Source organism: Salinicola halophilus (assembly GCF_003206155.1).
GTDB lineage: Bacteria > Pseudomonadota > Gammaproteobacteria > Pseudomonadales > Halomonadaceae > Salinicola > Salinicola halophilus.
Genome location: NZ_PZJV01000001.1, coordinates 1,056,313 through 1,077,237, shown reverse-complemented (window position 1 = coordinate 1,077,237; position 20,925 = coordinate 1,056,313). Strand labels below are relative to the sequence as shown.

26 protein-coding genes and 1 tRNA gene are annotated in these 20,925 nt (G+C 63.7%); 16 read left to right on the top strand and 11 right to left on the bottom strand.

Annotation, left to right across the window (positions count from 1 at the left end):
* Positions 1-76 precede the first annotated feature (76 nt).
* The gene (locus tag DOM33_RS04835) at positions 77-328 is read right to left on the bottom strand and encodes a hypothetical protein (protein ID WP_110666311.1); all 252 of its coding nucleotides are present in this window, start codon (positions 326-328) and stop codon (positions 77-79) included.
* 219 nt (positions 329-547) lie between these two features.
* Here DOM33_RS04835 and DOM33_RS04830 point away from each other — a divergent pair, with 219 nt between their 5' ends.
* Together DOM33_RS04830 and DOM33_RS04825 are read left to right on the top strand one after the other, a co-directional pair.
* Positions 548-763, top strand: a complete 216-nt coding sequence (locus DOM33_RS04830) for a hypervirulence associated TUDOR domain-containing protein (protein WP_204352607.1) — start codon at positions 548-550, stop codon at positions 761-763.
* A 62-nt stretch (positions 764-825) separates the two neighbouring features.
* A complete protein-coding gene (locus tag DOM33_RS04825; protein WP_110666306.1) occupies positions 826-1,137 on the top strand; it encodes a DUF6482 family protein in 312 nt (103 codons plus the stop codon).
* Positions 1,138-1,249: 112 nt separating this feature from the next.
* Here the strand turns inward: DOM33_RS04825 and DOM33_RS04820 are convergent, their stop codons facing one another.
* Complete coding sequence (locus tag DOM33_RS04820; RefSeq protein WP_110666304.1) at positions 1,250-2,179, bottom strand: LysR family transcriptional regulator; 930 nt, start codon at positions 2,177-2,179, stop codon at positions 1,250-1,252.
* A 293-nt stretch (positions 2,180-2,472) separates the two neighbouring features.
* Here DOM33_RS04820 and DOM33_RS04815 point away from each other — a divergent pair, with 293 nt between their 5' ends.
* The gene (locus DOM33_RS04815; protein ID WP_162617890.1) at positions 2,473-3,057 is read left to right on the top strand and encodes a hypothetical protein; all 585 of its coding nucleotides are present in this window, start codon (positions 2,473-2,475) and stop codon (positions 3,055-3,057) included.
* Here DOM33_RS04815 and DOM33_RS04810 read toward each other — a convergent pair.
* The 5 genes from DOM33_RS04810 to hmpA all read right to left on the bottom strand — a co-directional run bounded on the left by DOM33_RS04810 (position 3,044) and on the right by hmpA (position 6,774).
* Complete coding sequence (locus DOM33_RS04810; RefSeq protein ID WP_110666300.1) at positions 3,044-3,289, bottom strand: hypothetical protein; 246 nt, start codon at positions 3,287-3,289, stop codon at positions 3,044-3,046. The genes DOM33_RS04815 and DOM33_RS04810 overlap by 14 nt on opposite strands.
* 189 nt (positions 3,290-3,478) lie before the next feature.
* Complete coding sequence (locus DOM33_RS16125; RefSeq protein WP_162617889.1) at positions 3,479-3,631, bottom strand: hypothetical protein; 153 nt, start codon at positions 3,629-3,631, stop codon at positions 3,479-3,481.
* 388 nt (positions 3,632-4,019) lie between these two features.
* Positions 4,020-4,223, bottom strand: a complete 204-nt coding sequence (locus DOM33_RS04805; RefSeq protein ID WP_110666298.1) for a cold-shock protein — start codon at positions 4,221-4,223, stop codon at positions 4,020-4,022.
* 232 nt (positions 4,224-4,455) lie between these two features.
* Positions 4,456-5,505, bottom strand: coding sequence for an NAD(P)H-dependent flavin oxidoreductase (locus tag DOM33_RS04800; protein WP_110666295.1), 1,050 nt, complete (start codon positions 5,503-5,505; stop codon positions 4,456-4,458).
* 66 nt (positions 5,506-5,571) lie between these two features.
* Positions 5,572-6,774, bottom strand: coding sequence for an NO-inducible flavohemoprotein (hmpA, locus tag DOM33_RS04795; RefSeq protein WP_110666293.1), 1,203 nt, complete (start codon positions 6,772-6,774; stop codon positions 5,572-5,574).
* Between the two features lie 288 nt (positions 6,775-7,062).
* On the opposite strand from hmpA, the gene DOM33_RS04790 reads away from it, so the two are divergent.
* Positions 7,063-7,497, top strand: a complete 435-nt coding sequence (locus DOM33_RS04790) for an Rrf2 family transcriptional regulator (RefSeq protein WP_110666291.1) — start codon at positions 7,063-7,065, stop codon at positions 7,495-7,497.
* Positions 7,498-7,540: 43 nt separating this feature from the next.
* On the opposite strand, the gene DOM33_RS04785 is transcribed toward DOM33_RS04790, so the two are convergent.
* Entirely contained in the window at positions 7,541-7,954 is a 414-nt protein-coding gene (locus tag DOM33_RS04785) for a winged helix-turn-helix transcriptional regulator (RefSeq protein ID WP_204352606.1), read from the bottom strand.
* A 78-nt stretch (positions 7,955-8,032) separates the two neighbouring features.
* Here DOM33_RS04785 and DOM33_RS04780 point away from each other — a divergent pair, with 78 nt between their 5' ends.
* Positions 8,033-8,785 (top strand): aromatic alcohol reductase, encoded by a 753-nt coding sequence (locus tag DOM33_RS04780; protein WP_239495266.1) that lies wholly within the window; start codon positions 8,033-8,035, stop codon positions 8,783-8,785.
* Positions 8,786-8,788: 3 nt separating this feature from the next.
* Positions 8,789-8,965, top strand: a complete 177-nt coding sequence (locus DOM33_RS16335) for a hypothetical protein (RefSeq protein ID WP_239495265.1) — start codon at positions 8,789-8,791, stop codon at positions 8,963-8,965.
* A gap of 91 nt (positions 8,966-9,056) precedes the next feature.
* Here DOM33_RS16335 and DOM33_RS04775 read toward each other — a convergent pair.
* A tRNA-Arg gene (locus tag DOM33_RS04775) sits at positions 9,057-9,133 on the bottom strand.
* A gap of 142 nt (positions 9,134-9,275) precedes the next feature.
* On the opposite strand from DOM33_RS04775, the gene DOM33_RS04770 reads away from it, so the two are divergent.
* Complete coding sequence (locus DOM33_RS04770) at positions 9,276-10,148, top strand: methyltransferase domain-containing protein (protein ID WP_110667534.1); 873 nt, start codon at positions 9,276-9,278, stop codon at positions 10,146-10,148.
* Complete coding sequence (locus tag DOM33_RS04765; protein ID WP_110666289.1) at positions 10,145-11,143, top strand: class I SAM-dependent methyltransferase; 999 nt, start codon at positions 10,145-10,147, stop codon at positions 11,141-11,143. The genes DOM33_RS04770 and DOM33_RS04765 overlap by 4 nt, the downstream gene beginning before the upstream one ends.
* Here the strand turns inward: DOM33_RS04765 and DOM33_RS04760 are convergent.
* Both DOM33_RS04760 and greB read right to left on the bottom strand, forming a co-directional pair.
* On the bottom strand, positions 11,127-12,371 hold the full coding sequence (locus DOM33_RS04760) for an EAL and HDOD domain-containing protein (protein WP_110666286.1): 1,245 nt from the start codon (positions 12,369-12,371) through the stop codon (positions 11,127-11,129). The two genes, DOM33_RS04765 and DOM33_RS04760, sit on opposite strands and share 17 nt — an antisense overlap.
* Positions 12,372-12,512: 141 nt before the next feature.
* Positions 12,513-13,058 (bottom strand): transcription elongation factor GreB, encoded by a 546-nt coding sequence (gene greB / locus DOM33_RS04755; protein WP_110666284.1) that lies wholly within the window; start codon positions 13,056-13,058, stop codon positions 12,513-12,515.
* Positions 13,059-13,259: 201 nt separating this feature from the next.
* Between greB and DOM33_RS04750 the strand changes: the two genes are divergently transcribed.
* From DOM33_RS04750 to epsC, 8 genes are all read left to right on the top strand, one after another.
* Entirely contained in the window at positions 13,260-13,898 is a 639-nt protein-coding gene (locus DOM33_RS04750; protein ID WP_239495264.1) for a TRAP transporter TatT component family protein, read from the top strand.
* A 116-nt stretch (positions 13,899-14,014) separates the two neighbouring features.
* A complete protein-coding gene (locus tag DOM33_RS04745) occupies positions 14,015-14,641 on the top strand; it encodes an NUDIX domain-containing protein (protein WP_110666281.1) in 627 nt (208 codons plus the stop codon).
* 51 nt (positions 14,642-14,692) lie between these two features.
* Positions 14,693-15,139 carry a DUF1249 domain-containing protein gene (locus tag DOM33_RS04740; protein WP_110666280.1) on the top strand — a complete coding sequence of 149 codons (447 nt, stop codon included), beginning with the start codon at positions 14,693-14,695 and terminating at the stop codon, positions 15,137-15,139.
* Entirely contained in the window at positions 15,139-15,861 is a 723-nt protein-coding gene (locus DOM33_RS04735) for a metallophosphoesterase (protein WP_110666279.1), read from the top strand. Before DOM33_RS04740 ends, DOM33_RS04735 begins: the two co-directional genes overlap by 1 nt.
* 304 nt (positions 15,862-16,165) lie before the next feature.
* Positions 16,166-17,089 carry a sulfate adenylyltransferase subunit CysD gene (cysD, locus tag DOM33_RS04730; RefSeq protein ID WP_204352605.1) on the top strand — a complete coding sequence of 308 codons (924 nt, stop codon included), beginning with the start codon at positions 16,166-16,168 and terminating at the stop codon, positions 17,087-17,089.
* The gene (cysN, locus tag DOM33_RS04725; protein ID WP_110666276.1) at positions 17,090-18,529 is read left to right on the top strand and encodes a sulfate adenylyltransferase subunit CysN; all 1,440 of its coding nucleotides are present in this window, start codon (positions 17,090-17,092) and stop codon (positions 18,527-18,529) included.
* 208 nt (positions 18,530-18,737) lie between these two features.
* Positions 18,738-19,889 (top strand): porin, encoded by a 1,152-nt coding sequence (locus DOM33_RS04720; protein ID WP_110666274.1) that lies wholly within the window; start codon positions 18,738-18,740, stop codon positions 19,887-19,889.
* Positions 19,890-20,006: 117 nt separating this feature from the next.
* Positions 20,007-20,918 (top strand): serine O-acetyltransferase EpsC, encoded by a 912-nt coding sequence (epsC, locus tag DOM33_RS04715; protein ID WP_110666272.1) that lies wholly within the window; start codon positions 20,007-20,009, stop codon positions 20,916-20,918.
* Positions 20,919-20,925: the final 7 nt, after the last annotated feature.

Sequence of the window (20,925 nt, the reverse complement as noted above, 5' to 3'; positions counted from 1 at the left end):
CCGTGTCGTCATTCGCGCCGACCGGACGTAAAAAAGCCGCCGGGTGAGTGGCGGCTTTCGACTGGCGTGAGTCAGCTCAGGCGGATTGCTTGAAGTCCGAGAAGTGTTCGGTGGGTGCGACCGTCTCCCGGGCCATCTGAAGAATCAGTCCGCGAGACATGTTGAGTGCCTGCAGCGCGTAGTTGGGTGCCTGGCGGTCACGATACTGCCCGCAGGTCGTGATGAAGTCGCCGCAGTCCGTACAGCTGATTTCATCCCAGTCGAGTGCGGTATCCGGGGCAATGGCGCTGGTGCAGCCGCAGCGGGTACATGAGATTTGATAGTTCATGACACTCCCTCCATGGTGCTGTTCGTCGATTTCCTTGACGATAATCCAATGTTTCTCGAATCAGGCGTCCTTGCCTGGAGGCGTATCGACACAATCCCTTTTCCCGATGAACCTGTCGGTACGTCAAAGGGCTTCCTGCCCCGTGGTACAAATTAAACTTGGCATAATTGCTCAAGCTGTACAAGCATTGATTGCGTGTACAACTTCTGAGGAATGACCGTGACCGATTTCAAGCAGCGACAGAGCGTGAAATGGAAGTGGGGACCGAACTGGGCGGAAGGTACGGTAACCAAAAAATTCCGCGAGACCGTGACGCGCAAACTGCAGGGAAGTGAGGTCAAACGTAAAGGCAGCGAGGACAACCCGGCGTACCTGATCAAGCAGGAAGACGGTACGCGCGTGCTGAAGCTGCAAAGTGAGCTTGAGAAAGCGTGAACCGTGACCTTGGGCATATCGGTCATGCGAGTGATGCCGGCCCGTATCCAGGAGTAGAGAGAATGACTTTTGATGAATTCGTGACCCTAGCGCGAAAGGGTGGCGTGGATGAGCTGCAGGTCGAGGCGATGGAGGGCGATATCTATCTCTTTCACGCGATCGTCGCCGATGATACCCACACGCTGGAAACCGAATCGGGTGAGGTGCTGCGCCCAGATTCGCTCGAACATGCGCGCAAGCTTCTCAAAGGCGCCGGCGGGCTGGAGGAGCTACCGCTGTTTCTCGTCCAGCAGACGGCCTACGACGAGATGATCGGTCAGCAGTCGTCTCAGGAGTCGCACAAGACGCGGATGTCGCTGCGTACCGGCACCTGATCGATAACGCTTCGCCACCCTCCACAGGCTCAATTTCAGGCCGGCTACCTCCCGGGGCCGGCCTTTCATGCCGAGTCACGACCCCATGACGCGGCCGGCGAGTCGATTAGCGCTACTGTATGAGATCGACGTGCTGCGCTCGAGACATGCCATGCGTGGTTATCGCCTCGAGCAACTCGTGCGCGCATGCTGACAGTGCGGCCCGATCGCGTATTAGCAGGCTGCGTTCGCGATAGGCCCAGGCGTCGTCGAGATGGCGAATGTCGATACGCATGTGCCCTTGATAGCGAAGGGCACAGGATTCGGGGAGGATGCCTACTCCGACCCCCGCTTCGATCATGCGACACGCCGATTCGAAGCCGAAGACCTTGATCCTGACGGGTAGTGGCTTGCCGAGCTCGAGCGCCTTGCCTTCCAGAAAATGCAGCAGCGTACTGCCCTCGTGAAGCGCGACGTGGGGGTACTCCAGAGCGCTTTCGAAGGTCACTCGCTCCCGGTGCACCAGTGCATGCTCGCGTGGCGTCGCGATGACCAGTCGATCCCGACTGAAAGGCAGGGTCTTGAGCCGAGGCGGTAGCTCCAGACCGACCATGATGCCGAGCACCCCGAGATCCGCCGTACCGTCGAGCACGCCGCGAATGATATCGGTGGTGAGCCTCTCCTGGAGATCTACCGTGACGCCGGGTCGCGTCGCCAGAAAATCCGCCAGAACCTCCGGCATGAACTCGATGACCGCCGTGGTATTGGCAAAGATGCGTAGATGACCCGAGGCCTCGCTGCCATAGCTCGAGAAGTCGCTCTTGACGGCTTCGACCTGACGCAGGATTCGCCTGGCGTGATCGAGCAGTTTATCCCCCGCCGGCGTTGGCTCGACCCCTAACTGGCCGCGATAGAAGAGCCGCTGGCCGAGCTGATGCTCCAGCGACTTGATGCGTCCACTGACGGCGGCGGCCGACAGGTGGGCGCGCTGTGCACCGGCGGTGAGGCTGCCACCTTCGGCGACATGGACGAAGACACGAAGGTCGGCGAAGTCGAAATGCATCGCGTTTTCCGTCCTCTTGCGGGATGGCTGAATCCATGGGGTGGTGCCGCGCCAGCATCATCACGGGTCGCCGTCGCGTACAATGGTCAAACTCGACGATACGTTGGCGGTGGAACGGCAGTGACGATGACGCAGCCTTGCCGGCATCGGGTGACGAAGGCTGCGGCGTTTCGGCGCATTAACGGTCTTCTGATTGAACCATCGTTTCGTCGGCAGCACTATCGATGCCTTGGTGTACGGCGCCCGCTGCGCGCGCAGACATCTACCGACCCTCGAATGGGAGTTCGTGAAACGTGTTGACCGCATTGGTACTACTGCTCAACTTCATCGGCGTTGCCATCGCCGTATACCAGGTCTATGACATCTACTACGAGCAGAACGTCGGCGACGAAGAGCGTCAGCGCGCGGAGGGCGACGTAGCGGGGGAGCGAGGGGTTGCAGCGACGATCGAGGCGCTGCGTCAAGACAGGATGGATCCGCGGCTTCTCCAGGCAGTGACGGAGCACCCGAATCCGGCCGACTTCCTGCAGCCGCTTCGCCGTCGGCGGCAGCGACTTGTTTTCGACGGCCACCTCAAGGCAAGACATCTATCGTTCTGGTCGTCGTCACTGCCTCGGCGTGACATGCGGCTGGTGCTGCTCAACGTCGTGTTGATCAACTGCCTGCTGGTGCTCTTCCTCGGTGGCTTGAGCCTTTATACGATCGCCTACGAGGTACCCGGTGCCACGCTGGCGTGGATGAACAATGAAGTCGTGCTGATGGTGCTGATCTACGCGCTGGTCGCGCTGACGCACCTCGTCGCCTGGCTGGACCGCTATCTTCATGACCTGTACCAGATAAATCGGCTCATGACCTCGTCGTCGGTCATCGCTCGCTGAGGTCGTCCGACTCGAACACGATCGGTCGTCGGCTCGGTAGGGGTAGCGATCGCCTGTCGTGCTGGGGCAGGCATTCCAGGCGCTCGAGCATGACTGTCATGCCGGTGCGCCGACGAAGCTCCTCTTTCGCGATCGCCACGGCCTGCTGCCAACAGGCCGCCAGTACATAGACGTAGGCGGCTTCGAGATTCGAGGCAATGTAGTGCGCTCGGTAGCGTTGAAGTCTCGTCATTCTCACGATGCGTCGTTGGCAGCTGTGCTGCTCCCCTCATTGAGCAAGCGCTGCAGAATACGGCGTCGAGGGAGTCAGGCCAAGTCTGTGCGGCGGTGTCGGCGCGATCTGAAACGAGCAGGAGCGCCAAAAGGCGCTCCCTCGGTCAACGCGTGGCTTCGCGTCTCGCATCATTCTGACTGCCGTCGATCAGGCGTTATCTTTCTCGACGCTGACGATCTCCGACGGCTTGTGACGCGTCTCGATGATCGAACGGGCTTCCTGTTCGCTTTCGGCTTCGACCTTCTCGCTCTGCGTGTCCTGATGGGCCGGCAGCTTGAACGTGATGTTGAAGATATCCATGGTGATTTCCTCGTGGTTTTTTCAATGGCCTCATAGGCTTAGACGCCTTTACCCGTTCGCGTCAATGTTTTCCGTTTCACACATACCCATCGCGCGGGCATGATCGCGCCAGAGCGAGGCCGGACACGTGTCGAAAGGCGATCTCTTGTCGCCGTGAGCGGTCTGTCGGCCGAGATGCGTAAAGCGTTATGCGGCGGCGGGGTAGAGCGAGCCGAGCGGGGCGTTGATGACGCGGCGGAGCGAGAAATCGGGGTGGGGGAGCGAAGACGCTCAACGGGGAGCCACAATAGGCTATGCGTGAGCTTACGCATGCCTCAAACGCAACGAAGCCCGCGTATGCCGGCTTCGTCGACAGTAATTCTCAAGCGTTAACGCAAGAGCTTACTCGTTACAGCGGCTTGATGTTCGCAGCCTGCAGGCCTTTTTTGCCCTGCGTAACGTCGAAGGAGACTTCTTGGCCTTCCTGCAGCGACTTGAAGCCAGTCGCTTGGATCTCGGAGAAGTGTGCGAAGAGGTCATCGCCACCGTCTGCCGGAGAAATGAAGCCAAAGCCTTTGCTGTCGTTGAACCACTTAACGGTGCCAGTTGCCATGTGTCGAATTCCTTATGCGCAATGCATGTTTCAAAGTTGCCGGGTAATACCCGAGATAGTGGGCAAAACAAGGGGATATAACCAGGCTACCGAATAATTCGACTGCTACTGACAATATGCGACTTGCTACCTACTGCGGTTAGCCTGCGCCCTACAGCCTTTTGAGTCAACCAATACTTTCGGATAGAGCCAAGTCGATGGCGCTGAATCCGCATCGACGGGCCGGTGGGGATCATCGGTAGCGCGCCGCCTCTATCTCGAGCGTCAGCGCATGAGCCGGCAGGGCGCGAGTTTTGTATGTCTGCGTGCCAGCCCACTGCGCACCGTAACCGAATTCCCCCTGCCGTTTGGCGGCCGCGTGGAGTGCCTTCGCCAACGCGTAGGTGCAGGGGTAGGCGGGGATGTCTTCGGTCGGTACGGCCTCAGCCCAAGCGGTGAACCGGTTGGCGAGACAGCGCGCCGGTCGCCCGGAGATGGCGGTAGTCATCCGCGTTTCGCCTCCTTCCAGTAGGCGCTCGCGGTAGGTGTCGTCCGCGGCACTTTCCGGGCAGGCGATAAAGGCCGTCCCCAACTGCGCGGCGCTGGCGCCCCAGCTCAGCGCCCGCGTGACGTCGTGGCCGTCTATCAATCCGCCGGCCGCAATCACCGGCAGCGAGATCTCGTCGGCAAGCAAGCGGGTCAGCGCCTCGGTGGAGAGCTTGTCGTCATGAGCGCGAGGGTCGAACACACCGCGATGACCACCCGCCGACCACCCCTGGGCGATGACGGCGTCGAGACCGCTCGCCTCGATACGCCGCGCCTCCTCGAGTGACGTGGCCGTCGCGATCAAGCGGCAGCCGGCATCACGAAGGGCGCGAATCTGCCCGGGCCTTGGCAGGCCGAAGTGGAAGCTCACGACAGACGGGCGCGTTTGAAGCAGCACATCCAGCATGGCGTCGTTGGCGGTGAACGGGGTGTAGATCTCCTCGAGTCCCGCCGGGGGCGCTGCACCGAACGACGCGAATAGCTCGCGGGTGCGCTCGATCCAGTCAGTCTCTAACCGCTCGTTACGTACCGCTGGCGCGTGGCAGAAAAAATTGACGTTGAACGGATGGCGGGTCAGCGCCTGCGTCTCGAGGATCGTATCGCGGGCGGCATTGGGCGACATCGCCCCCAGGCCCAGTCCACCAAGACCGCCGGCATTGGAAACCGCCGCCGCCATCGCCGGCGTCGAGACGCCCGCCATCGGCGCCTGATAGAGGGGGATGGTGGGGGAGAGCGGATCGGGTCTCTCGTGGCGCATTCGAGGGCTCCTCTCTTGGCGTGGCAGGTCATGGGTCTACCTATCGTCGCGTGCGGACTGCGACGATCAGGCCGCGAGCGGATGCAGCGGGCCGAAGCACTCGAAGCGCCGGTCGGTGGCCTCCACACCCCGGCTCGCCAGCAGCGCGTCGATCTCTTGCATCATGGCGTGCGGGCCGCAGAAATAGAACGTCGCCTCGCGGCCCCCCGTCCAGTCGGCGATCTCCGAGCCGTCGATCGCCCCCGACGCTGTCGAACCGGTTGCTGACGTTTCGCTATAGCGAACCCGTACGTCGACATTGGCGTGCTCGCGCTGCAGCGTCTCGAGTTCTTCACCAAACGCGCGGACACCTTCGTGCCGCGCCGCCTGCACGAAAATCACCGGTCGTGAATTCGATGCCGCCAGCGCCGCGTGCGCCATCGAAATCAGCGGCGTCACGCCGACGCCGCCAGCGATGAAAACCAGCGGTCGCGTTTCATCTTCCGGCAGCTCCAGCACGAAAGTGCCGCACGGCGGGGTGACTTCCAGCGTGTCGCCGACAGCGTACGCCTCGTGCAGTCGCGCCGAGACCGCGCCATCGGTGCCTTCCCCACCGCGCTCGCGTTTCACGCTGATGCGGTAGCTCGCAGCGTTCGGTGCACTGGAAAGACTGTAGTTGCGCATCACCGGTTCGCCGCTCGCGTTCGGCAGCCGCACGCTGACGTACTGACCCGCCCGGTGGGGCGGCAGTGCCGCGCCATCGGTGGGCGCCAGCAAGAAAGAGACGATGTTGTCGCTCTCGACCCGGCGATCGACGATCGTGAACGGCTTGAAACCGCTCCAACCCTGCTGCTGCGCCTGCTCGGTATAGATTTCGCTCTCCCGGTCGATGAAGATCGCGGCCAGCTCGCCGTAGGCCGCCGCCCACGCATCGATGATGTCATCCGTTGCCGCCTCGCCCAGTACTTCTCGGATCGACGCCAGCAGGTTTTCGCCCACGATGGGGTAGTGCTCGGGACGAATCGTCAGGGAGGCATGCTTCTGAGCGATCAGCTCCACGGCGTTTGCCAACACCGAAGGGTTCTCTATGTGCTCGGCGTAGGCGACGACGGCCCCCGCCAGCGCCCGTTGTTGCGCCCCCGAACGCTGGTTCGCCGGATTGAAGTAGCGTTTCACCTCAGGATTGTGCTCGAACATGCGCGCATAGAAGTGGCGAGTCAGTGTCTCGCCGTGGGCTTTGAGCACGGGGACGGTCTGTTTGACGATAGCAATCTGGGCGGGGCTGAGCATGGAGACTCCAAAGGCAGGCCACGGAAGCGATGTCTCGCCGCAAGGCGAGGCATCGGCAATGATTTAAAGTGGTATATCAAATACCTCTTTAAGATCGAGTATCCGCAGCTCGATTCAGAGCGTCAAGCGCCGGAAGCCGTGCGCGACATCTCGCCACGGGGCGGTCAACGTCGCGGGTGTGACCCAGTATCCTGATACGCCAAGCCCACCTCGGCCGGGGGCGACGAATAGCAATGGCGAACGCCTCACCCGCGGGAACAGAGCGCGACGCGCCAAGGATCGACGACGATGAAACTGACGACACATACCGACTACGCCCTGCGCCTGCTGATCTTTCTCGGGGTGAGGGAGGACGACGAGCCCGCCACGGTGCCCGCCGCCGCCAGGCACTACGGCATCTCCAACCACCATCTCGCTAAGGTGTCGCAGACGCTGGTGCAGCTCGGCTATCTCGTCAGCGTGAGAGGGCGGGGCGGCGGGCTCAAGCTCGCCCGCCCCAGTGACAAGATCGCCATTGGCCCCCTGGTGCGAGAGATCGAGAACCTCGAACTGCTCGAGTGCTTCGGCGCGAACTCGACGTGTCCCATCGACCCCGCCTGTCGTCTCAAGGGCGTGCTGTTTGAAGCGCAACAGGCGTTTCTCAGTGTGCTCGACCGCTACGTGCTCGCGGATCTCATCGAAAACCGCCAGACGCTGCGGCTACTGCTGGGAGAGCCGGGGTAGGGCGCCACGACTTGTTGAACGCTCAAGGCAACGAAGCGTTTCTCTACTCCCCCGCGGCCATCGAGTTGGCTTCTCGAGCCTGGCGGAAATCCTCCGCATGCTCGAAGATCCAGAGCCACATGGGAATGATCTTCAGGAGAAATTCCTCCCCCAACCGAGTCAGCTCGTAATCGACTCTTGGCGGAACTTCCTCGTAATCCTGGCGAAGAATCAGCCCATCGCGCTCGAGCTGCCGTAGCGTTCTGGTTAGCATCCGCTGAGTGACACCCTCGAGCCGTCGGCGAAGCTCGGCGTGTCTCAGCCGTCCTTCCTCCTTTAGCGCGTGAATCACCCCAAAAGCCCAGCGATTGCCGGCGTGAGTCAGCACCTCTCTTTTCAGCCAGTCGTCCTCGTCTTCCATCGCGTCACAGAGCGCCCGGGAGCGAGCGAGCAGGTCGTCTTCGTCTTTCGGTATCACCGATGTACCTACTTATGCGGGGAATCCTGACGTGACAACATCCGCCACCTCGAAAGGAACTGCAACGGTGGCAAACGCATGAATTGCACGAACGACTATGAATCGATTTTGGTATTGGGCGCAGGCGAGCTGGGGTTCGAGATCCTGCGCCATCTCGTTAATCGTGGTGACACCGCACCGGCCGCGCGCGTCCATGTACTGCTGCGGCAGTCGGCGTTGGAGACGACCGATCCGCGCAAACGACAGCAGATCGACCAGCTACAGGCGTGGGGTATCGAGCCGATCGCGGGAGATATCGTCTCCAGCAGCCAGGAGACGCTCGCGGCACTTTTCGCTCCCTTCGATACCGTCGTCTCCTGCGTCGGTTTCTCGGCGGGGGCCGGTATCCAGACCAAGATTACCCAGGCAGTGCTCGAGGCCGGCGTGAAGCGCTATGTGCCGTGGCAGTTTGGCGTCGACTACGACACGATTGGCCGAGGTAGCGCGCAGGACGTGTTCGATGAACAACTCGACGTGCGCGACCTGCTCCGGGCGCAGAACCGCACAGAGTGGATCATCGTCGCCACGGGGATGTTCACCAGCTTCCTGTTCGAACCGGCTTTTGGCGTCGTGGATCTTGAGCAGAGCGAGGTTCACGCACTGGGTAGCTGGGATAACCAGGTCACCGTGACAACGCCGGAAGACATCGGGCGCTTGACCACGGCGATACTGTTTCACGAGCCACGGTTCCAGAACGAAACCGTGTTCGTCGCAGGAGATACCGTCAGCTACGGGGCGTTAGCGGATGAGCTGGAGCACCAGCTCGACCGTCCGTTTACCCGTCACGTATAGACGGTGGACTTTCTCGCCGACGCCATAGCCGGTGACCGTGATAACAACCTGCTCAAGTATCGCGCGGTGTTTGCAGCGGGCATAGGCGTCGCCTGGCCCAAAGGCGGGACATTCAATCATCATCAAGGTATCGAAACGGTCGACGTCAAGACCTGGATTCACCGGAATCTGGTCGACTGAGGCGCGAGAATCAGCGGGGGATCAAACCTGTCGAGCGTGATGTGCCGCGGTTAGCGCTAAGGAGAAGAGGCAACAAGAAGGGTCGCCGATATGGCGCCCCCATCAGGATTCGAACCTGAGACCTTCCCCTTAGGAGGGGGACGCTCTATCCAGCTGAGCTATGGGGGCGCAATGCCAAACCGTGCGGCGTTGCGCAAGCGGCGCACAGTATAAGCGCCGGATTCGTCGAGATAAACCCGCGGCGCCGTAGGGAAGGACGTTCGAAGGGGGCGTTGCTACAATGCGCGCCTCGCTTCCACGGCTCCGGTTCATGTCGATCTCTGATCCCTCTCGCGCGCCGGCCGGCGCCTCCGGCCATCACGGCAACGATCTGCCGGTCGCCGACGACCGGATCTTCGATGGTCTTGCCGACAAGTTCGCCAACAGTCTTTACGGCACCGCTCGCGGCGCCATTCGGCTGGCGGTGCTCGACCACCTTCTAGAGACGGCACTGCCGGCAGACGGTTCGCCGGCGCTGGATGTCGGCGGCGGCCTCGGCCAGATGAGCGCCTGGCTGGCGGACCGCGGCCATGCGGTCACCCTCGCCGAGCCCTCGGCGGAGATGCTTGCGGCTGCGCAAAACGGGATGGGGACGCGCGACGTGACCTATCTGGCCTCGACGCTGCAGGCGCTGCCGGCGGCGGCACCGGGGCCGTGGCCGCTGGTGGTGTGTCACGCGGTGCTCGAATGGCTTGCCCAGCCGCAGACTGCCATTGCCACGCTTGCTTCGCTGATGGCACCGGGGGCGCGGCTGTCGCTGATGGTCTTCAATCGCGATGCGCTACGGCTCTCCAACATCGTCAAGGGCAATCTGGACAAGGCGCTGGAGGATCGGCTCTCCGGCACCGGCAAGCGCCAGCGACTGACGCCGATCTCGCCGCTCACGCATGACGACATCGTTGCCTGGTGTCGCGAAGCGGGACTGGTGATCGAGCAGGTCAGCGGCGTCCGCGTCTTCCACGACTATCTCGGCGAGCGGGGCATCGAAGGCGAGCGACTGGAGACGCTGATCGCGCTGGAGAAGCGCTACTGCCAGAGCGAGCCCTACTGGCGTCTCGGTCGCTACCTGCACTATCTCATTCGCCGGCCCGAACGCCCTTTGACTCACCGCCCCGAAGACCCCGCTCGAGGAGACTCGCGATGACGCCCCAGACGCCGCCGGTCGAGTTGCTCGCTCGCCAGAATGCCGACTACCGCGGCTGGCTGTGGGTCGCGCCGCCGCGAGACGGCTGGCTGGCGTCCGGCGAAGGGGCGGTGCTGAGCGCGGATTTCGATATCGTCAGTGCCTGGCAGCGGGCCGACCGCGGCGTGTTCTCGCCACTCGATGCGACGCCGATCGCGGTGGCCGGGGCGGTGCTCTTCTGGCCCAAGAGTCATGCCCTCGGCGAGTGGTGGCTGCGCTCGCTCAACGCGCGGCTGGCGCCCGGTACGCCGATCCAGATCGTCGGCGAGAACCAGGGCGGCATCAAACGGCTGCCCAAGGTGCTGGCAGGGCTCGACCAGGCGTATCGCAAGCTCGACACCGCCAGGCGCTGTGCGCTGTTCGAGACCGAGGCCAGCGGCGTCTCGCTGGCGCCGGACGCGGGCTGGACCCAGTTCGAGGCGGAGGGGCTCGCGCTGGCCTCTCACCCGGGGGTGTTCGGCCACGGCAAGCTCGACGCCGGGACGCGGCTATTGCTGGAGACGCTGGCGGTCGAGTCGAGCACCGGGGAAAGCGAACGCGTGCTCGACGTGGGCTGCGGTGATGGCATCGTCGCTGCCTGGATGGCGCGGCGGGGAAACGCGGTGACCGCGACCGATATCAACGCCTTTGCGGTGGCGGCCGCGCGCCGCACGCTGGCACTCAATCACTTCGAGGGGCGCGTGGTGCAGGGTGACGTCTACAGCGAGGTATCGGGGCAGTTCGAGGCGATCGTCAGCAATCCACCGTTCCATCAGGAGCGCACGATCGACTACGGGCCGGCCCAGCGGCTGATTCTCGAGGCGCCGGACCATCTGCTGCCCGGCGGCACGCTGACGCTGGTCGCCAACGCCTTTCTTCCCTATCCGGACTGGCTGAGTTCGGCCTTCGGCGAGTTCGAGACGCTGGCGGACGACCGTCGCTTTCGCGTCTACCGGGCGACTAAAGGCCGGCGTTAGCCTCCAGGTCGTTCAGCTCGCGCAGGGCGCGCTGGTTGGCCGCGCCGACGTCGAGCGCATCGATACCGAGGCCGGCGAGCCGGTCCCAGGCGATCTCGCTCCAGGTGCCGTTTTCCAGTTGGATCGCCGTGTCGAGCAGTGCCCCGACCGGGCCCTCTCCGGTCAGCAACGCCTGGGCAATGGCATCGTGCAGCGGCAGCGAGTCGATCAACGCTTTCATGGGCTGATCGAAGAACGCCTCGAGGTAGGAGAAGAGCCCGGCGATGAAGGCCTTCTCCGCGAGCGCGCTGTCGTGGCCGGCCAGCGCCTTGCACAGGCACGCTCGAGCCAGCGCGAGCTGCTGGAGGGAATCCGGTTTGTCCTTCATGTCGGCGAGCGCGAGAAGCGTGGCGAGACTGCGAATTCGCTGCATGCCGATCATCGTCACGGCGTGATGCAGTGACGTGATGCGGGCCCGGCGCTGGTATTGGGCTGTGTTGACCAGGCGCATGATGCGAACGCCGAGGCTCGGGTCACGAGCGATCGCCGCGGTGACGTCGGAGACGCCGACATCGGGCTGGTTGAGGGTGGCGATCAGCTGCAGGATCGCCAGTCGGTCGCTGGTCATCGGCCTGCCGTGGACCAGCTGCGGTCGGGCGAGCCAGTAGCCCTGAAACAGATCGCAGCCCGCCTGCTGGCAGCGCAACAGGTCGTGCTCGCTCTCGAGCTTCTCGGCGAGAATCGTCAGATGCGGGTAGTCGCGACGCAGACGGCGCACCACCTGTGTGAAGGTCTCGTCGTCGTAGTGCGGGTACTCCAGTTTGACGATGTCCACCAGCCCGAGAAATGGATGATCGCCGCCCGGCAGAGTGTAGTCGTCGAGCGCCAGCGTGAAGCCCTCGGCCTTCAGTGCTCGTAGCCGCTCGCGAACGGAGTCGTCCGTCGGCGTGTCCTCGAGGATTTCGATCACCAGCTGCGAGGGGGCGAAAGGCAGCTCGTGGGTGAGTGTCTCGCCGGTGAAGTTCACGTAGAGGGGCCGGCCGTGGCTGACGCTTTCGAGATCGCTCTGGGTGAAGGCGTTGAGAAGCACGGTACTGGTGGCACGGTCGCCGTCAAAGGGCGATGGCATGGGGCCGCCATTGGTGGGCCGAAACAGCAGTTCGAAGGCGACGATCTCCCGCGCCGCGTCGAATATCGGCTGGCGGGCGAAGAGGATCGGGGACGGGCTAGAGGCGGCGGCATCCGGCATGGGAATTCTCGAATGGGTGCCGTCCCGATGTGGATGGGTCGGGCGGCGTAGGACGTATTGGGTCTTATCGTCCGGTTGCCGCCATTCTGAATGAAACTTAGGTTTTAAATTGAAGCGGCGACGCGAAGCCGGGCCGAGGCGTCACTCGCGCGTCTTCGGATCGACGTAGGCAATGTCGGTGACGACATAGTGCGTTTCGCCGCCGGGCGCGGCGACGCTTGCGTCGTCGTCGAGCGACTTGCCCAGCAGCGCCTTGGCCAGCGGGGCATCGATGCTGATCCAGTGCCGGCGGGTATCGGTCTCGTCGTGCCCGACGATGCGAATCTGCATCTCCTCGCCATCGTCGTCCTCCAGGGTCACGTAGGCCCCGAAATAGACCTTGTCGGTATCGGCGGGCAGCCGGTCGACGACCTGAAGCTCGTCCAGGCGTTTTTGCAGATAGCGGATGCGTGCGATGACGCGATTGAGCTCTTTCTTGTTGTAGGTGTAATCCGCGTTCTCGCTGCGGTCTCCCATGGCGGCCGCTTCGCCGACCTTGACCGACAGCGCCGGGCGTTTGACCCGCGACAGATGGTCATGAATGCCCTCCAGGCGTGCGTAGCCCTGGGGCGTGATCAGGTGACTCTTCTTCTCCTGGCGAGGGTCCTTCTTGGGATCGCGCCAGCGCGTCATGTTGCGGCCTTGCATGGAACGTCTCTAACATCGGGTGGGTTCGCGAAGCCTAACCCAAAGCGTATCGAGCGTGCCATCGAGCGCGGGGCGACGGCCGCGGGCGCCTTCATGCGACCAAAAACTCATGGTCGCGGATTCAAACGATCGTTAGATTTCCGACACGACCCCGATTTCCGCCGAGCCCCGGTTCGGCTAGACCCGATGGAGCGAATGGCAATGCGACTGCGATACTGGATGGGTACGTGCGGCCTGGCGGCAACGCTTGCGATAGCGAGCGTGGCCCAGGCGCAAGACACGGCGCCTTCGCTGTTCCCGTTGATGCAGCGGTGGGGCAACGTGGAGTATCAGATGCAGGGCAGCGCGCAGGAGAAGGCGTTCGATGCCTTGGCCAGCGAAGTCAACGATCTGGCCGCCACCCATCCGGACGACGTTCACGTGCTCACCGCGCAGGGCGTGATTCTCGCCTCTTACGCGCGGTCGAAAGGCGGCATGGGCGCCCTCGGTCTCGCCAAGCAGGCACGCGCGGCACTGGAGCGAGCGATCGAGCTCGATCCTCAGGGCGAAGACGGCTCGGCACTGGTGACGCTCGGCGCGCTCTATCAGCACGTGCCCGGCTGGCCCATCGCTTTCGGCGACGAGGAGCGCGCCGGCGAGCTATTCCAGCGCGCCGTCCAGACGCGCCCCGACGGCGTGGATACCAACTTCTACTATGCGCAGTACCTCGAGGATCGGGGCGAGCACGATCAGGCGATCGCCTATGCCGAGCGCGCGATCGACGGTGACGCGCGGGACCACCGGCCTTCCGATGAGTCGCTGCGCCGCGACGCCGAACAGTGGCTGGAAGCTCGCCGCTAACGGCAGTCCGCCCACCCATCACAAAGTGCGATAGGTCAGCCTTTCGATTCGCGCGCATCATTGGTTTTCCACGCCTGGCCCTCACATAAGGGGGAAACCGACCGTGGGAAATTCCAATGGCTAACCCGATCGACTCTGTTGCTCGCTTCGACGCTACCGACGTCGAGCGCCTGGAAACCCAGGAGATCTATTCCGGCTTCTTCTCGCTGGAGAAACGGCGTCTGCGGCATCGCCGCTTCGACGGTAGCTGGAGCGAGGCGATGGACCGCGAGGTCCACGTTCGCCGCGATGCCGTCGGCGTACTAATCTACGATCCAGCCCGCGATGCGGTGGTGCTGGTCGAGCAGATTCGCGCCGGGGCGCTGGACGATCCGCGATCTCCCTGGAAACTCGAGCCGGTCGCCGGACTCGTCGAAGCCGGCGAAAGCCCCGCCGAGGTCGCGCGTCGCGAGGCGATGGAGGAGGCCGGATGCGAAATCGCCGAGCTCATCGAACTTCACCGCTACTACCCGAGCCCGGGCGCCTGCACCGAGCAGGTAACGCTCTTCTGCGGCCTGACAGACAGCCGCGGCCTCGGCGGCGTCCACGGCCTCGAGACCGAACACGAAGACATCCAGGTGCACGTGATGCCGTTCTCCCAGGCGTGGGATCGAATGCTGGCGGGGCAGCTGGACAATGCGATGGCGCTGATCGGCTTTCACTGGCTCGCTCGCGAGCGAGCCGGTTTGAGAGCGAGCGTCTAGACACGTCAATCACGAGGTCCGCCGCTCGCGGGCGGCGGGTCGGAGAGCACTATGCGCAAGACCGCCTACGTCACCGATCTCAAGACGCTGCAGACCGAGTGCAGTAGCAACTACCTGCGCCTGCGCCGCTGGGTCATGGACATGGACGCGGGCGAAACGCGAGAAGTTCCTCTGGCCGGCGAGCACGCGCGCTTCGGCACGCTCTGGATCGAAGTGCTGGAGCAGGCGCCCTACACGACCATCGCTCGGGTGTCGCAGACCGGCGTGCTCGACGGCATCATCGATTCGCCGAGAATGACCGTCCATCTCTATCACGATGCGAACATGGCCGAAGTTACGGGATTTCAGCGTCAGCGCCACTTCCAGGGGCGCTACCGTTACCCCAACCCGCGGATGCACCAGCCGGACGAGAAGCTGCAGCTGAATCGCTTTCTGGGTGAGTGGCTGCAGCACGGCCTGGCGCATGGTCATGCCGCCGATCTGCCGGCCATTCGCTGATGCGTCTGGTTCAGATCAGCGACACGCACCTGCTCGCGGACCCGTTCGGGCGCTCGCGCAAGGGCGAGCCGCTACGCCAGCTGCATGCCGTGCTGGCCCGCGCCAGGGCACTGCGCCCGGACGTCGTGCTGATGACCGGCGACGTGGCGCAGGACGAAACCCCCGTCGCCTATCGTCACGCCTGCGACGCCTTCGCCGATCTGGGCTGCCCCTGGTTCTGGATTCCCGGCAATCACGACCAGCCGGAACTGATGACGGCGTCCCACCCCTTGCACGAGGCAGTCGATCTCGGTCATTGGCGCCTGCTGCTGTTGAATACTCGCGTCAGCGGCCAGCCCGGCGGCTCCGTCGGCGTCGAGCAGCTGCAGCGACTCGCCGAGCAGCTCGAAAGCGACGCCCGGCCCACGCTGATCGGGCTGCATCATCCGCCGGTCGCGATCGGTTCGGTATGGATGGATGCGATCGGCCTCGAGGATCGCGATGCGCTATGGCAGACGTTGACGCCGTATCCGCAGGTGAAGGCGATGCTATGCGGCCACATTCATCAGGCGTTCGCGGCGCGAGAGGGGCCGGTCGAGGTCTATGGCTGCCCCGCGACGTCGGATCAGTTTCTACCGCGCAGCCACGAGTTCGCCGTGGACGAGGCCGCTCGCCCCGGCTTGCGCGTGGTGGATCTCAGCCAGGACGCGCTGCAGACCTGGGTCGAACGCGTCGACCTGTAACGCGTCCCGCCGACAGCGGCCTTTGCTGGCATCGCACCCGGCCATCGCGTACGCGGCATTCGAATGTCGTCGCGTGCGCGATAGCTCGTCGGCGTCACGCCTGCCGCCGTCGTCAAACAGCAAGGCCCGCGCCGGCCCAGCCTCCATCGTGATGTCCTCTCCCATTCCTTATATTTCTTTTCGGTCTTTAAAGATCGTTTTCGATTCTTTGACGTTATTAAAGGCCAGTCGTTAGGGTTTGCCTTTTCAGCGCGACAGTGGCGTCCCACCGAGTCCACCGCGCGGTGCGATAGCGAGAGTTCTCATGGCAGATCCCCTGGTCAGCAGTCAGCGTCAGACTCACCTCAAGCAGCTCGAGGCGGAGTCCATCCATATCATTCGCGAAGTCGCCGCCGAGTTTCGCAACCCGGTCATGCTCTACTCGATCGGCAAGGACTCCTCGGTGATGCTGCATCTGGCGCGCAAGGCGTTCTATCCCGGCACGCCGCCGTTCCCGCTCATGCACGTCAATACGACGTGGAAGTTCAAGGAGATGATCGAGTTCCGCGACCGGATGGCGGAGGCCACGGGCATGGAGCTGATCGAACATGTCAACGAAGAGGGCCGCGCTGCCGGCATCAACCCCTTCGACCACGGCAGTGCCAAGTACACCGACGTCATGAAGACCCAGTCGCTCAAACAGGCGCTGGACAAGCACGGCTTCGACGCCGCTTTCGGTGGGGCACGTCGCGACGAGGAAGCCTCCCGCGCCAAGGAGCGCGTCTACTCGTTCCGCGACAAGCACCACCGCTGGGACCCCAAGAGCCAACGGCCCGAACTGTGGAATCTCTACAACGGCCGGGTGAACCAGGGCGAGTCGATCCGCGTCTTCCCGCTCTCCAACTGGACCGAGCTGGATATCTGGCAGTACATCTACCTCGAGTCGATTCCCATCGTGCCGCTCTACTTCGCCGCCCCGCGCCCGGTGGTCGAGCGCGATGGCATGCAGGTGATGGTCGACGACGAGCGGCTGCCGCTGGAGCCGGGCGAGATTCCCGAAGAGAAGTGGGTGCGCTTTCGTACGCTCGGCTGCTATCCGCTCACCGGCGCGGTGGAGTCGCGTGCCGCGACCCTGCCGGAGATCATCCAGGAGATGCTGTTGACCCGTACCAGCGAGCGCTCGGGTCGGGCCATCGACCGCGACCAGGCGGGCTCGATGGAGAAGAAAAAACGCGAGGGGTATTTCTAAATGTCACACCAGTCAACGCTCATCGCCGACGACATCGAGCAGTATCTCAAGGAGCACGAGAACAAGGACCTGCTGCGCTTCATCACTTGCGGCAGCGTCGACGACGGCAAGTCGACCCTGATCGGGCGACTGCTCCACGACTCCAAGATGATCTACGAAGATCAGCTCGCGGCCATCACGCGGGACTCCAAGACCAGCGGCACCACGGGCGACAAGGTCGACCTGGCGCTGCTGGTCGACGGTCTGCAGTCGGAGCGCGAGCAGGGCATCACCATCGATGTCGCCTATCGCTTCTTCTCCACCGACAAGCGCAAGTTCATCATCGCCGATACGCCGGGCCACGAGCAGTACACCCGCAATATGGCGACCGGTGCCTCCACCGCGAGCCTGGCGGTGATCCTGATCGATGCCCGCTACGGCGTGCAGACGCAGACCCGCCGGCACAGCTTCATTGCCGATCTGCTGGGTATCCAGCATCTGGTGATCGCGGTCAACAAGATGGATCTGGTCGACTACTCCCAGGCGCGCTTCGACGAGATCGTCACCGAGTACCGCGCCTTCGCCGAGAAGCTCGATGCCCGCGACATCCGCTTCGTACCGCTGTCGGCGCTGGAGGGCGACAACGTCGTCAACCCGAGCGACAACATGCCGTGGTATCGCCAGGCCGACGCGCCGGGCCCGGCGCTGCTCACGCTGCTGGAGAGCGTCGACGTCAAGCACGACGCCAACCTCTCCGACCTGCGCCTGCCGGTGCAGTACGTCAACCGGCCCAATCTCGACTTTCGTGGCTACTGCGGCACGCTGGAAGCGGGCATCCTGCGCCCCGGCCAGGCGGTCAAGGCGCTGCCGTCCGGCAAATCGTCGCGCATCGAGCGCATCGTGACCTTCGACGGTGACCTGGAGGAGGCGTACCCGGGACAGGCGATCACCGTGACTCTGGCTGATGAGATCGATGTCTCCCGCGGCGACTGGCTGGTGGCGGCCAACGCCGAAGTCGAACTCGCCAGCGGCCTGCGCGCCGACGTCGTCTGGATGGACGAAAACGCGCTCGAACCGGGGCGGCTGTACGACTTCAAGATCGGGACTCAGTACGTCCCCGGACGGGTCGCCGAGATCGACTATCAGATCGACGTCAACACGCTCGCCCATCAGGACGCCGAACGCTTGCCGCTCAACGGCATCGGCCGCTGCCGGGTGGAGCTCACCGCCAGCGTGCCGCTTGACGACTACCGCACCAGCCCCGGCACCGGCAGTTTCGTGGTGATCGACCGGCTGACCAACATCACCGTCGGCGCCGGACTGGTTCGCGGCACCGCTGACGGCGATTCCAGCGCGACCACGGTCGATTGGGCGGCATTCGAGGTCGAGTTCAACGCGCTGGTGCGCAAGCACTTTCCGCACTGGGAGGCCAAGGACGTGCGCGAGCTGTTCAAGCGCTAACGTTGCATACGCCGTGATCGATCCACGCCCGGCGCCTTGCCGGGCGTTTCGCGTTCTCGCGTCTCGCCGGCGTCTCGGTACCGTCCGGTCGTGCACGCCGGTTTCGACACCCAGCGCGAGGTCACTATAATTCCCCGCTTTTTCATGTCGTCAGGCTAGGCAAGTCTGGGTTTCTGCATCACTTTTCATCGGCAGTCGGAATCACACCATGCACATCGGGAAAGGGCGGCGCGCACTGCTGGCCGCGACGGGCACGCTTGCGCTGGCGCAGGCGGGTGTCGTTCAGGCGGAGGTCACGCTGCTATCGCCCGCCGAGCAGCCTCGTACGGCGCTGGATCGCGTCGAGGTTCAGGTCGGGGGCAGTATTCGGGCGCAGCATTTCAACGAAATAGGGGGAACGGACGACGGCAGCTACAAGCATCGGGGCTACGACGGCGGCACGCGCTTTCGCCTGCACGTCGATTACCACGTCAGCGATGATCTGACGCTCTTGAGCTATGGCGAACTCGGCGTGAATACGGCCAAGGTCATGGGTTGGGATGACCACTACGACCGGGATGGCTCGGACAGTGCGACGACCCGTCGGCAGGTCTACTTCGGCTTCGAGAGCGACCGTTATGGCCGGCTGACCGCCGGCAAGCAGAACAGCGTCTACTACGACACCGTCGGGGTCAGCACGGACGTCTGGGATTACAACCAGTTCGCCCAGGCGCCGGGCGTCGGTGTCGATGGCAGCTACGACGGCTCCTACCGCGCCCGCAAGAGTCTCCGCTACGCCAACGGCAACGAGGACTTCACGGTTTTCGTGGGCTGGCTGTTTCCCGACGATGACCTGCATCTGGACGCGCCCTATGACTATCGTCGGCGCACCGGCGCGTCCATTGGCTTTCGATGGCAACTGACCGAGGATCTGACGCTGGGCGGCGCCTACGCCAATACCTCGGCGGCGATCAAGGGCAGCGGCGATCAGCAATCCTTTCGTCAGCAGCTCACCGGCAGCTCCCTGACCTGGACCGGCGGCGACTGGTATCTCGCCGTGGGCGCCGGCTACTACGAGGATTTCGTGCCGGACCCGGCGGGCGGGCTCGATGACTACTTCGCAAGCGACGCCTACGGGGTGGAGTACATCGCCCGCTACACGGTTGCGCTGGATAAGGGCTGGGTCCAGAGCGTCAAGCCGTTCGTCGCCGGCGACCGCCTGAAGCGGCTGGGCAGCGCCGACTCCCAGAGCAATCACCAGGTGCTGGGTATGACCACCCAGTTCGATCACGGTTTCCGTCTCGATCTCGAGCGAATATTCGCCAACACCTCGGACGACGAGCCCGACGCGTTGCTGGCGAGGGCCCGCTACGATTTCTAGCGCCGCCGTTCGCTGTCGTCGAGGCGCGAACGCCCGGGGCCATCGTTTTGCTCGTCCGACGGCCACCGGCTTATGATGAAGCGCTACCGCACGGCCGTGACTACAAAGGAATGACCCATGCAACACGTCAATTGGCAGCTCGACGGGATCGTCACCCAGCTGCGAGCCACCCGCGAGCAGTGGCGCGCCCAGAACGGTCGCGAGAAAGAGAAGGGGTGCCGGGAGCTTCCGTCACGCCATCGCCTGCGCGACACCCTCGATGCGCTGTGCGGGGCCATCTTTCCGATGCGCCTGGGGCCGTCGGATCTGCGCAAGGAGAGTGAGGACTTCTACGTCGGGCACATCCTCGACCGGGCGCTCAATGCGCTGCAGGAAGAAGTGGTGCTGGAACTTCGCTACATGGCGCGGCTCGACGGCGACAGCAAGAGCGACCCGGTCGAGCGCGCCAACGAGATCATCCAGGGCTTCGCCGACGCGCTGCCGGCGCTTCGCAAGCGGCTCGACGGCGACGTGATGGCGGCGTTCTACGGCGACCCCGCGGCGCGCAGCGTCGACGAGGTGCTGCTCTGCTATCCCGGCGTCCACGCGGTGATTCATCACCGCATCGCGCACTACTTCTACCGCGCCGGCGCGGGGCTGGTGGCGCGCATCATCACCGAGATGGCGCACTCCGACACCGGGATCGATATCCACCCCGGCGCGCAGATCGGCGAGGGGTTCTTCATCGATCACGGTACCGGCGTGGTGATCGGGGAGACGGCGATCATCGGCGATCGCGTGCGGCTCTACCAGATGGTCACGCTGGGCGCCAAGCGCTTCCCCGCGGACGATAAGGGCCATCTGGAAAAGGGGCTGCCGCGCCACCCCATCGTCGAGGACGACGTCGTCATCTACGCAGGCGCTACCATCCTGGGACGCATCACCGTCGGCAAGGGATCGGTCATTGGTGGTAACGTCTGGCTCACCCAGAGCGTCGAGCCCGGCAGCAACATCACCCAGGCCAATCTGCAGTCCGCGCCCTGCCCGTGACGCCTCC